Consider the following 11,708-nt stretch of genomic DNA (forward strand, 5'->3'; position numbering starts at 1 on the left):
AGGCCACTTGTGCGTCATGAACCCTGAAATGTCAATTGCAAATGAATTGCATTTAACGGGCGCGAGCGCTGCGCCGGGGCCGTCATTTCCCGCCCCGATGCGCCTGGGATCAGGCGGCCCGCGACGGCGCGAGGTGCGGCGCCTGGCGACGGAGGATGCCCTCGGCCGTGTACAGGCGCGAGAACAGGTTGCGCGTGGCCGGGTCCGGATCCTCCCAGAGCCTCCTCAGGTAGCTCGGGTCGACGAGGCCAGCGCCGCTCAGCACGCAGCCCTGGTCGAAGAGGATGGCGGCCCTGTCCGCGAACGGCCTCGAGAACCACATCTCCGCGGGGATGGGGAACCCTTGCTTCTTGCGCGAGGCGATCGCCGGAGGGACGAGATCGACGAGGGCCTGCTTGTAGATTCCCTTCTCGGAGCCGCCCTGCTGCTTCAGCTCGCTCTGGAAATCGAAGGCGACGCGGGCGAGCTCGGCGCTTGCGAGGGGCGAGCGGGCCTCGACGCTGTGGCGCATGCTGATGAGATCCATCTGCCGGAACTCGTAGACGACGAGCCGGCCGTGGAAGTGCAGGAGCTGGACGGCCTGCAGGCTGTCGAGCGGCCAGTCGCTGTAGAGCGAGAGGATCTGGCGGTATTTGCGGGTCGTCAGGCGCGCGGCGTCGTGGCGCGGCATGAGCTGCCTCAGGTCGGCCTTGCCGGACCAGTGAAAGGCGGCGAAGTAGCGCTCGGCGAGCTCGGCGAGGGGCACGTCCGCCATCGCCCGACCGTAGGAGTACCCGTCGAAGATCTCGTCAGGCCCGCTCCCGGAGAAGATCACGCGCGCCTCTCGCCCGGCCTCCTCGAAGAGCCGGATGAGGCAGGGCGCCTCCTGGGACCCGAGCGGCTCACCGGCGGTCTCGATCCACCGGTCGAGGTAAGCGCAGTAGTCGGTGTCCGACAGGGTGATCTCGGTGTGCTGCGTGGCGTGCTCGCGGGCGAGCGCCCTCGAATAGGCGAACTCGTCGAAGACGCTGTTGCTCCTCGGGAGGAGCTGACCCGTCGGCTGAAAGCCGATGGAGAACGTCCTCATCGGCAGGCCGGCGCGGCGGGCCGCGGCGAGGACCGCCGTGGAGTCGATGCCGCCGCTCAGCAGGAGACCGTAGGGGACCTCGAGGTCGAACGTCCTCTGGCATCCGTCGATGACCGCGTCCCTGATCTCCTGCCGGATCGCGGGGACGTCGGTCCTCGCCAGGTCGCCGCGCGGGACCCGGTAGAAGCGCCCCGTCGCTTGCCGCTCGGGCGTCCTGGTCAGCCAGGTGCCGGACTCGAGCTTGCGGATCTGCCGGACGTGCGTGGCGCTGCCCAGGATGAAGCGGTGCGCGGTGAACTCCGCGAGGCCGTCGAGGTCCCAGTCCTTCCTGCGGTAAGGGTCCTTGATGAGCGGGTCGATCTCCGACGCGAAGACCAGGGCGTCGTCGTCCTCCCACAGGTAAACGGTCTTCTGTCCGGTGGGGTCGCAGGCGATGAGCCCCGTCTGTGTCGCGCTGTCGAACAGGGCGAAGGCGAACATGCCCTCGAGGTGCTCCACGCAGGCGAGCCCCCATGCCTCATACGCCGCGAGGATGACCTCGGTGTCCGAGGCGGTCCTGAACGGGAACCCCGACAGCCGCGCGCGCAGGTCGCGGTGGTTGTAGATCTCGCCGTTGAAGACGATGGCGAGGCGCTGATCGGCCGAGGTGAGCGGCATGTCCGCGCCGGGGTTCCCGGCGTCCGTGATGCGCAGCCGGTTGCTGCCGAGCAGGGCCCAGCTCGCGCATTGCAGGGCGCCCCGCGCGTCCGGCCCCCGGTGGTGCATCGCCTCGAGGAGCGACGCCATCTCGTCGCGCTGCGCGGCGCCGATGGGATGCTTCTTGTTGAAGATGCCAGCGATCGAACACATCGAGCACTCTCCTGGAGCTGGGACCGGAACGTGACGTGGAACGTGACGTGGAGCACCGCGACGCGGCGCGCGGCCCAGCGGTGGGCGTCAGGCGGTGACGGGCTCCCGATGGCGCGCCGGGAATGCCAGGGGCATGAGCCTCGGGAGCGCCAGATGGAGAGAGACGGAGCGCGTCAGGCTGAACAGGAGGAAGGCCATCCAGAGCCCGTGGTTGCCCCAGTGGGCCGAGGCGACAGGCCAGATGGCGAAGAAGACCAGGGTCGCGGCGAGCAGCGAGTTGCGGACGGGGCCGGCCCGCGTCGCGCCCGTGAAGACGCACTCGAGGATCATGCTCCAGAAGATCGCGAGGGGGAACAGGACCATCCAGATGAAGTAGCGGCCCGTCGTCTGCGCGATCGACTCCAGCGGCGTGAACAGCGCGAGGATGGCCGGCTGCGCGGCGAGGCAGGCGAGGCTGATGGCGAGCGCGGACAGCGATGCCGTCCAGAACGAGAGCCGGATCGTGCCGAGGAAGCGCTCCCGGGACTGGGCCCCTATCGCCTGGCCTGCGAGCATGCCCGCGGTGTTCCCGAGCCCGCCCAGCGCGCTGGAGATGACGAGCTGCATGTGCATCAGGATCGCGTTGACCGCCAGGGCCTCGGGGCCGAGGAGCGCGCTCTGGCGGGTGATCCAGCCGAAGACGCCGAGCAGGCAGGTCGTGCGCACGAGGACATCGCTGTTCACGCGCCACATGCGGGTGATGGCGTGGAGATCGGCGAGGTGCTGCCATCTCAGCTGGACGCCGCGCAGGTGGCCCTTGCGCCAGATCACCAGGAAGCCGACGACGACCTTCGTCACCTCGGCCAGCACGGTGGCCCAGGCGACGCCGCTCACCCCGAGGTCGAGCGCCGTGACGAAGGTGACGGTGAGGACCAGGTTGAGCAGGTCCATCCCGATATAGAGCAGCGTCACCCAGCGCACCTCGGCCATGCCGATGAGCCAGCCCGCGACCACGTAGCCCATCAGCACCGCGGGAGCCCCCCAGATGCGCGCCTCGTAATAGGCCGCCGCGTGGGACTCGACCTGTCCGCGGGCCCCCATCAGATCGATGCCGGCGGCCCCGAGGGGGCCCTGCAGCAGCACGAAGGCGCAGCCGACCAGGCCCGCGAAGACCAGCGGACGAAACAGCTGCAACGCCGCCTCCTGGCGATCCTCGGCGCCGCGCGCCTGGGCAGCGAAGCCGCTCGTGCTCGTCCGGAAGAAGCCGAGGAGCCAGTAAAGGGTGTTGAAGATCTGGCTGCCGACGGCGACTCCCCCCATCGTGGCCGCGTCGCCGAAGTGCCCCATGACCGCGGTGTCGGTGGCGTTCATGAGGGGCCCCGACAGGCCGGCGAGGGTCAGGGGGAGGGCGAGCTTCCAGTACGATCCGAAGCTCAAGGCCTCCTTTCGGGGCTGCGTGCGGTGCTGGGCCATCGGTCGAGCTCTCGCCTCGCGCGAGGCGCTCGCCTCTTCCAGCCACGGCGTCGCGTCGATGCGGCGGACGGCCAGCGGGATCGTGGCGCCGAGCAGCGCGAGGACGCCGAGCAGGCCGGCGAGGCCGGAGAGGTGCAAGGGCCGCGGGCCGCCATCGAAGCGGTGGCGCGGGACGTCGTCGATGCCGAACGCGGCGAGGCCCTCGTGATTGAAGACGAGCGGATAGAAGTACTGCTTCAGCTGCTCGTGGTAGGCCACCATGCTGTCCCTGAAGGCGAGCTCCGTGGCCATGTCCGTGCCCGCCATCCGGTCGAGCACGAGCTCCAGCGCGAGCGGCGGCAGGGCGAGCGCGGCCCGCGCGGTCCACTGCTCACGGCGCGCGAGCGCAGCGTGGTAGTCCTCGACCTGCCGGGCGACGTGCGCGTCGCCCATCTCGTGCATGGCGTAGTACCAGGGCCAGGAGAAGCGGTCTTCCGGCACAGGGGTCTGGGCCCACTCGGGTCGACGCGCGAAGAACGGGTCGAGGGTCGCGCGCTTCGGCCGGTCCCAGCCGGCGTTCATCTCCTGCCGCTGCGCGAGCGTGAGCTCGACGCCGCCGCGCGCGGGAGAGGCGGTGATGATCGCGAGGTTGACGAGCGCGGGGAGCAGGACGCACCAGGCGATCCAGACGCCCACGAGCGAGATCGCGTTCCACGCGGACGAGCGGCGCAGCGAGGCCACGAGGAACACGAGGACGAACCAGAGCGCGATGTACGCGAGCGACGCGAGCGCGAAGGCGCCGGCGCGCGCGTCGAGCGGGAGGCCGAGCCGGGCGACGGCGAAGGCGAGCAGCGCGAGCGCGACGGCGGAGACCAGCGCGGCGCGCAGCGCGAGCCGGAGGGCGAGCACGCGGGACAGGCGCGTCGGCTGGGAGCAGACGAGCGGCTCGGTGCCGAGGTCGTCGTCGCGCGACCGAACGTCGTAGCTCACGCCGATGATGAAGAGCGGGACGAGGAAGATGAGGACGAACCCGTAATCGAAGCTGCCAGAGAGCTGCTTCAGCGGGTTGGCGATGTCGGTCTTGTAGAGCTGCGGCACGAGGCCGATGAAGCGCAGGTGCCGGCTGTACGAGTGCACGTCGCGCAGCCCGGTCGAGAGCGCCGTCCACTCGTTCGGCTCGTGCGCGACCGGCATCGCGAGGTAGTAGAGGACGAGGCCGAGATCGTCCTCCGGCGCGTGCGTCTCGCGGAGGTAGCTCTCCTCCTCCCTGAGCGCCGGCTCGAGCGCCGCGATGACCTCGCGCTCGCGGGCGACGCGGGCCGCGCCGTCGACGATGGCGGCGACGCCGGCGACGAGCAGGAGCGCGGCGGCGACGAGGACCATCCGCGCGCGGAGCATCTGGCGGAGCTCCAGGCGCGCACGTGAGGGAAGACGTACGAGGAGACGTGCGGGAAACGAGCTCATGACGCCTCTCCCTGGCGGCGGGTGAAGAGCGCGACGGCGAGCGAGAGCGCCGCCGCCCACGCGAGCAGCGCGAGGCCGGCGGGCGCCACGCGGGACAGCGCCCACGCCGCGGGAGGCCTCCTGTGCTGGAAGGGGTCGAGCTCGCTCCACTCCGCCCGATCGACCCGCTGCGCCTTGTCGTCGTGCCAGCGGATCTTCGTGATGTGCAGGTGGTTCAGGTGCTGGATGAAGGCATAGCGGTGCGCCTCGGCCTGCTCCTCGAAGTCGACGAGGTGGTGGGCGTCGGTGCCGGCGATCCCCATCGAGAACGACCGGATCGCGAGCAGCGGCGTGAACAGGCCGGCGCGGAGCGCGAGCGCGTCCTGGGCGCGGTGCGCCTCGAACAGCCGCGTGGTGTAGTCGTTGAACACCGCCGTCGTGACCTTCTCCCCCTCGCGCATCACCACGCCGCCGTAGTTGACCGGGAGGTCCTCGACGCGCGACGCGCCGTGCTCGGCCAGGGTGCGGCGCCGGAGCTCCTGGAAATGGGGGTTGTTCGGGTCGTGGCTGTCTCCGACCTCGCGGATCGCGCGCGCGAGGTCGAGCTCGACCTGGGCGCGCGACGGCGTGGGGTGGAGGCGGCTCGCGGCCTGGGTGGCGAGCCGCGGCATGACGATCCAGAGCGCGACCCAGAGGCCGAGGAGCGTCAGGAGCGCGCCCTGCGCGCGGTGGTGGAACGACGAGACGAGCACGCCGAGCGCCGTACAGGCCGTCAGATAGACGGCGTAGCCGCCCGCGAGCGCGGCGGCGCGGACGAGCGTGTCCCGGGACGCGTCGAGCGCGCCCGTGAGCAGCGCGCCCGCGAGCGCGAGGGCGAGGAGCGGCGCGAGCCACAGCGCGACGGCGAGCAGCGCGCCGAGGACCTTCCCGGCGACGAGGACGCGCGCGTCGACGCCCTGGGAGACGGCGATGCGCCATGTCCCCGACTCGCGCTCTCCGGCGACGCTCGCGAACGTCATGCAGAAGATGAGCAGCGGAAGCAGCACCTGGAGGACGAAGGCGGCGCTCGGGGTCCCGAAGCGCGCGAGCTCGCTCGACTGCCCGGCCTCGCTGAAGCTCAGCGAGTTGCGCTGGTGCGGCTCCAGGAAGATCGACGTGCCGGCGAAGGACTCGAGGCCTGGATCGAAGAAGCCGAGCGGGCTCGGGGCGCGGAAAGCGAAGGTGCCGTAATGGGCGGCGCGGTGCGGGTGGCGATCGGGCTGGTCGACCCACTGGCGATGGACCAGCTCCTGGAAGGCCGCGCGCTGGCGGGCCTCCTGGGTGTGCCGCGCCGCCTCGAGCAGGAAGGCGGCGACGAGGAGCGCCGCGGCGAGCGCGGCGGCGATGCGGACGGTGCGGCTGCGCAGCGCGCGGATCGCCTCGTGCCGCGCCGCTGTGAAGAGGGCTCTCATGCGCTGACTCCCTGAGGGGCTCGTCGGGACCGCGGCAGCGTCAGAAGCTCAAGGTGCCAGTCACGTACGCCGAGCGAGCGTTGCCCGGGTTGTGCTGGGCCCCTGTGGCGCCGAAGTCCTTGTACCAGATGGACGTGTCGTAGGATTGGTCGAGCAGGTTCTTCACCTCGGCGCCGACCGAGATGGCCTCCGTGACGTCGTAGGCCGCGCTCGCGTTGACGACGACGTAGTCGCCGACCTTCCGCGCGCCTTGCTCGGGGGTGAAGTTCTCCTTGTTCAGGTAGTAATCGCCCTGCGCGTGGAAGAAGAGCGAGACGAGCAGGTCCCGCGCGGGGTGAACGTCGATCCCGCCCTTGGCGCTGAAGCTCGGGACGTGATTGAGCTCCTTGCCCTTGTTCGCGGCGAGGGCCGGCCCGGGCTCGACCTGCTCGGAGAAGGTGCGGCTGAACGCGCCCCACACCGAGAGGAAATCGTACGGCCGGAGCGTGAGCTCGACGTCGAAGCCGCGGCGCACCGTCTCACCGACGTTCTCGAGGTCGCCGGAGCCGTCGCCCTTGTCCCGCACCTCGCCGCTCGCGCGCTGCTCCCAGAAGGCGAGGTGGCTCGTGATCCACGGAAAGACGCTCGACCGATAGCCGATCTCCCAGCCGTCGTTGATCGAGGGATCGAGCGGCGTGCCCTGAACGGCATAAGCACCCTTGCCCGTGCCGATCTGGAACGTGCGCCCGTAGTTGGCATACAGGCTCTGCCCCTTCACCGGCGTGACCATGACGCTCGCCTTCGGCTGCCAGATGAAGCCGTAGTCGTTGAGATCGTGGTCGACCCTGCGGGCCGCCTCGCCCTCGGGCTGCTCCAGGAAGCTGCCGGCGCCGGCCAGGCGGTCGGCCCGCAGCGCGGCGACCAGCTTGATCGGCTTGATCGGGCTCGCGCTCGCCTGCACGTGGGAGCCCGCGGCGTGGAGCATGAAATTCTCGTCGCGGAACGCCGGGCCTCGCCGCTCGCGAGCGACCGTGGGGATGCGCTGGTACCGGTTGTCCTGGAGCTGGTAGTCGACGCCCCACTCGACGGTGAGGTCGAGCGCCCGGGGGTCGCGCGTGCGGTACGTGAGCACCGAGATCGCGCCGTACTGTCGATCGTCCTCGATCCGCAGCTGCTGGTCGAGGTCGGGGTCGAACTTCACCCACCGGTCCCTCAGGAACGCCTGCCCGTAGCCCTTCAGCTGCCACGAGAGGCCCCGGGTGAGCTCGTGATCCAGGTGGACGCTCGCGTGGAGGGTCGTCTGCCGGCCGCCGTCGGTCGCCGACTGGGCGGGCGACGCCGTGGGGCGCGAGCGCGCGTCCTCGGCGGACAGGTAGCCTGGGGCGTCGGCGTCGAGGAGCATGCCGCGCAGGATGAGCCCGACCCGGAGCTCCCTGGACGGCTCGTAGAACCACTTGGCCGAGCCTGCGACCTTGTCGGTCCTCGCGTGATCGCGGTGGTTGTCCGAGCCGCGGTAGCCGGCGAAATAGGTCTGGCTCAGCGCGCCGTGCTCGGTCGCGACGAGCGCCTGGGGCTCGACGGTCCAGAAGCTCCCGGCGAGGAGCCGGGCGATCCGCTCATTGCCTGTCTTGCGGGTGATGACATGGATGTTGCCAGCGACGTTGTTCAGGCCGTAGCGCGGGTCGTTCGTGCCCTTGACGACCTCCATCCGCTCGATCTCGAGCGGGAAGACGGCCTTCATGTCGGGGAGGCCGACGTGGTGGTTGCTGGGGATGCCGTCGATGAGGAGCTTCGTGTGGGCGACGTCGCCCTGCGTGTTGAAGCCGCGGAGCCCCACGTCGGCGTTGATGATTCCCTGGTTGAACGACTCGATGGTGACCGCCGGCGCGCGCCGGAGCAGCTCGAGCGGCTCGGCCGCGCTCTGCTTCTGGAGCTCCTCGGCGCCGAGGACATCGACCGAGGCCACGACGTCGGCGCTGTCGAGGGGGCCGATCCGCTGGCCGATGACGAGGATCTCCTCGCCGACCGCGGCGGCGGTCGAGAGGAGCGCGGCGAGGGCGGTGGCGAGGCCGGAGGTGCGCGCGCGCGGGGTCATGACAGGACCTCGGGCGCGGGGGCGGCGGCCGCGCTGCTGCGCGAGGGGAGCGGGGGAGCCGCGTCGCCCGGGGGGTCGAAGTGCCGGCGGTACAGCGCGAGGACGTCGGCCTCGGACACGCCGGCGGCGCGCGTGACCTCGACGAGCCGGCCGGCCTTCATGACGCCGATCCGGCGCGCGATGCTCGCGACGGCGCCGAGGTCGTGGGTCACCATCAGCACGGCGGCGCCGCGGTCGCTCTCGCGCCGGATCGCGCTGCAGAGCTCGCGGACGGCGTCTGGATCCAGCCCGGAGGTCGGCTCGTCGAGGAGCAGGGCGGCGGCGCGCTTCGCCTGCGAGAGGGCGAGCACGACCTTCTGCCGCATGCCTTTGGAGTAGCCGCTCGCCGGGCGGTGCACGGCGCCTTCCGGCAGCCCAGCTGCGGTGAGCAGCCGCGAGAGCTCCGCGGAGGAGGGCGCGCGCGCCTGCGACAGGCCGAGGAAATACGCGAGGTTCTCGCAGCCGCTGAGGTGCGGGTAGAGCCGCACCTGCTCGGGGACATAGGCGATCTTCCGCCGCGCCCCGAGCGGATCGGCCTCCACGTGGGCGGAGCCCACGTACGCGGCGCCGGAGGAGGGCCGCGTGAAGCCGAGGAAGAGGTTCAGCGTGGTGGTCTTGCCCGCCCCGTTGGGGCCGAGGAGGCAGAGCACCTCTCCGGCCGCGACCTCGAGATCGAGCGCGTCGAGCGCGGGCGCGCCCCCGTAGGACTTCGAAAGCTTGTTCGCCGTGAGCATGGCTGGTCCGCCGGGACATCGCCGCCGGCGGCGCACCGTATGCGATCGATGCATCGGAAAGTCAATTGCAAATATGATGCAATTGTATCTGTAGTGCCGAGGGGAGACCGGTCGGCGGCGTGGAGGCCGAAGGCCGCCCCTCCCTGGACGACGCGGCGCGAGGCCTGTTCGCCGGTGCATCGCGCGGCGTCCGTGCGCTCCGGACGATCGTCTGGGTCAACCCGGGGGGCGAGGGCGACCGCGCTTTGGTCTGGCTCGAGGCCGGCGCTCCGGCTGAGGTCGGGTATCGGCTCCCCGCGCGCGCGCCGCGCCCGTGATAACGTGCCTGCCGCCGGCGCGGGGGGGGGCGGCGCTCCGTTCCTCTGCGCGCGGCGGCGAGAGAGGGGGACACCGTGCGGCTGAAGGACAAGATCGCGCTCATCACCGGGGCGAGCAGGGGAATCGGGAAGGCCAGCGCGCTCGCGCTGAGCCGGGAGGGGGCCGTCGTGGTCGGCGTGGCGCGCACCGCGGCCGATCTGGCGGCGCTCGAGCGGGAGATCCGCGAGGCGGGCGGCCGCGGGCGGATGATCGAGGCCGACGTCACCCGCGCCGCCTCCGTCGCCGCGTGCGTGGAGGAGGCGGTCCGCGAGCTCGGGCGGATCGACATCCTCGTCAACAACGCGGGCATCGGCGGATACCGGCCCTTCCTCGAGTGGTCGGAGGACGACTACGACCGCATCATGGCGACGAACGTGAAGGGGACATGGCTGTTCTGCCGCGAGGTCATCCCCCACATGCGCCGCCAGGGCGGCGGCCACATCATCAACGTCGCCAGCGTCGCCGGCCTGCAGGGCTATCCGAGCGAGGCCATCTACTGCGCCTCCAAGTTCGCGCAGATGGGCCTGACCCAGGCGCTCGATCGCGAGTTCTGGCAGGACAACATCAAGGTGAGCGCCGTCTGTCCGGGCGGCGTCGAGACCCACTTCGCCCTCGGCGACGGGCGCACCGCCGGCTCGGAGCGCATGCGCGGCTTCTCCACGCCGGAGGACGTGGCCGAGGCCGTGGTGCTCGCCGCGCTGCCGCGGGACCGCTCGCGCATCGTGCAGATCGTCCTGCGGCCGATGAACGAAGCCACGTAGCGCGCAGGCTCGCCTCGCGCGCCGCGGCGCGCGCTCAGACCGCGGCGCGCGGCCTCGCCAGCGTCTCCCATGCTGCCATCGCGCAGTCGACGATCGCCTGGAGCGCCTCGCGCGAGGCGCCGTCGCGGGCCTGCAGGGAGAGGCCCTGGAGCACGGTGGTGTAGAAGGCGGCGAGCGCCGCCGTGTCGGTGCCCGCCGGCACGTCGCCCTCGGCGACGCCGCGATCCAGCCGGCGCCGGAGCGCGTCGAGCGCCGCCCGCCGGCACCCGGCGAGGTAGGCGCGCACGCGCTCGTTCTCCGGCGTGCCGAGCGTCGCGGCGAGCACGACCATGCAGCCGCTCGGCTTGCCCGGCGTCGCGTACCCCTCCACGTTGCCGCGCAGCATCGCCTCGACCGCCCTGCGCGCCGTCGGCTCATCGCACATGGCCCGCTTCGCCGCCGCGCCCTCGACCTCGTTGTAGAGCGCCACGGCCTCGCGAAACAGCGCCTCCTTGCAGCCGAACGCGGCGTAGAGGCTCGGCGAGTTGATGCCCATCGCGGCCGTGAGATCGCTGAGCGAAGTGCCCTCGTAGCCCCGCTCCCAGAACACCTCCATCGCTCGCCGCAAGGCGGCGTCCCGATCGAAGCTGCGCGGGCGACCCCGTCCGACCATCATCGAGACCTTTCTGTGTTTCTGTGACGATCGATAAAAAAACCGATTGACCACCGGTCACGGGACAGAGTACATATTCTGTATCGATCTGTACAGAAAAGAGGTACTCATGGCGGAGTTCGCAGGCAAGGTGGCGCTGGTGACCGGGGGCAGCCGCGGGATTGGCGCGGCGATCGTCAAGCGGCTGGCGCGGGGCGGGGCGGATGTGGCGCTGACGTACGTGAGCGCCGCGGACAAGGGGCGCTCGGTGATCGCCGACGTCGAGGCGGCGGGTCGGCGGGGGATGGCGATCGCGGCGGACACCGCGGATGCGGCTGCGATCGTCGGCGCGGTCGAGCGGACGGTGGCCGAGCTCGGCAGGCTGGACATCCTCGTCAACAACGCCGGCGTCGCCATCATGGGGCCGCTCGAGGCCGTGACGCTCGCGGACCTGGACAAGACGCTGGGGATCCATGTGCGGGGCGTCTTCCTCGCCTCGCAGGCCGCGGCGCGGCACATGGGCGCCGGCGGGCGCATCATCAGCATGGGCAGCTGCCTCGCCGACCGGGTGCCGGGGCCGGGAATCGCGCTGTACTCCATGAGCAAGTCCGCGCTGGTCGGCCTCACGAAGGGCCTCGCCCGCGATCTCGGGCCGCGCGGCATCACCGCGAACCTCGTCCAGCCCGGCCCGATCGACACGGACATGAACCCGGCCAACGGCGCTGGAGCGGACATGCAGCGGAGCCAGCTCGCGCTCGGCCACTACGGCAGCACCGACGACATCGCCGCCACGGTCGCTCACCTTGCCGGCGAAAGCGGGCGCTTCATCACCGGCGCGACGATCGCCGTCGACGGCGGGTTCACGGCCTGAG

Annotated in this window: 8 protein-coding genes; 2 read left to right on the plus strand and 6 right to left on the minus strand. The window is 71.2% G+C overall.

The genetic code is table 11. The annotated features are described in order from the left end of the window. Nucleotides 1-109 precede the first annotated feature (109 nt). The 5 genes from asnB to WMF27_RS44540 form a co-directional block, all read right to left on the minus strand. A complete protein-coding gene (asnB, locus tag WMF27_RS44520; protein ID WP_437762799.1) occupies nucleotides 110-1,915 on the minus strand; it encodes an asparagine synthase (glutamine-hydrolyzing) in 1,806 nt (601 codons plus the stop codon). 87 nt (nucleotides 1,916-2,002) lie between these two features. After that, a complete protein-coding gene (locus WMF27_RS44525) occupies nucleotides 2,003-4,810 on the minus strand; it encodes an MATE family efflux transporter (RefSeq protein ID WP_437762798.1) in 2,808 nt (935 codons plus the stop codon). Further along, complete coding sequence (locus WMF27_RS44530; RefSeq protein ID WP_437762797.1) at nucleotides 4,807-6,240, minus strand: DUF3526 domain-containing protein; 1,434 nt, start codon at nucleotides 6,238-6,240, stop codon at nucleotides 4,807-4,809. The genes WMF27_RS44525 and WMF27_RS44530 overlap by 4 nt, the downstream gene beginning before the upstream one ends. Nucleotides 6,241-6,280: 40 nt before the next feature. Then, complete coding sequence (locus tag WMF27_RS44535) at nucleotides 6,281-8,314, minus strand: TonB-dependent receptor (RefSeq protein ID WP_437762796.1); 2,034 nt, start codon at nucleotides 8,312-8,314, stop codon at nucleotides 6,281-6,283. Continuing rightward, nucleotides 8,311-9,087, minus strand: coding sequence for an ABC transporter ATP-binding protein (locus tag WMF27_RS44540; protein ID WP_437762795.1), 777 nt, complete (start codon nucleotides 9,085-9,087; stop codon nucleotides 8,311-8,313). The genes WMF27_RS44535 and WMF27_RS44540 overlap by 4 nt, the downstream gene beginning before the upstream one ends. Nucleotides 9,088-9,479: 392 nt before the next feature. On the opposite strand from WMF27_RS44540, the gene WMF27_RS44545 reads away from it, so the two are divergent. Then, nucleotides 9,480-10,205 (plus strand): SDR family oxidoreductase, encoded by a 726-nt coding sequence (locus WMF27_RS44545; protein ID WP_437762794.1) that lies wholly within the window; start codon nucleotides 9,480-9,482, stop codon nucleotides 10,203-10,205. A gap of 34 nt (nucleotides 10,206-10,239) precedes the next feature. On the opposite strand, the gene WMF27_RS44550 is transcribed toward WMF27_RS44545, so the two are convergent. Next, nucleotides 10,240-10,857, minus strand: a complete 618-nt coding sequence (locus tag WMF27_RS44550; protein WP_437769931.1) for a TetR/AcrR family transcriptional regulator — start codon at nucleotides 10,855-10,857, stop codon at nucleotides 10,240-10,242. A gap of 109 nt (nucleotides 10,858-10,966) precedes the next feature. Here WMF27_RS44550 and WMF27_RS44555 point away from each other — a divergent pair, with 109 nt between their 5' ends. Further along, on the plus strand, nucleotides 10,967-11,707 hold the full coding sequence (locus WMF27_RS44555) for an SDR family NAD(P)-dependent oxidoreductase (protein WP_437762793.1): 741 nt from the start codon (nucleotides 10,967-10,969) through the stop codon (nucleotides 11,705-11,707). The last annotated feature ends 1 nt before the right edge of the window (nucleotide 11,708 follow it).

This window comes from Sorangium sp. So ce281 (assembly GCF_051527395.1).
Lineage (GTDB): Bacteria > Myxococcota_A > Polyangia > Polyangiales > Polyangiaceae > Sorangium > Sorangium cellulosum_B.

Bases quoted from the DNA above. Each gene is read 5' to 3' on its own strand.
- asnB (WP_437762799.1), bottom strand. From the start codon at position 1,915: ATGTGTTCGATCGCTGGCATCTTCAACAAGAAGCATCCCATCGGCGCC.
- WMF27_RS44525 (WP_437762798.1), bottom strand. From the start codon at position 4,810: ATGAGCTCGTTTCCCGCACGTCTCCTCGTACGTCTTCCCTCACGTGCG.
- WMF27_RS44530 (WP_437762797.1), bottom strand. From the start codon at position 6,240: ATGAGAGCCCTCTTCACAGCGGCGCGGCACGAGGCGATCCGCGCGCTG.
- WMF27_RS44535 (WP_437762796.1), bottom strand. From the start codon at position 8,314: ATGACCCCGCGCGCGCGCACCTCCGGCCTCGCCACCGCCCTCGCCGCG.
- WMF27_RS44540 (WP_437762795.1), bottom strand. From the start codon at position 9,087: ATGCTCACGGCGAACAAGCTTTCGAAGTCCTACGGGGGCGCGCCCGCG.
- WMF27_RS44550 (WP_437769931.1), bottom strand. From the start codon at position 10,857: ATGGTCGGACGGGGTCGCCCGCGCAGCTTCGATCGGGACGCCGCCTTG.
- WMF27_RS44555 (WP_437762793.1), top strand. From the start codon at position 10,967: ATGGCGGAGTTCGCAGGCAAGGTGGCGCTGGTGACCGGGGGCAGCCGC.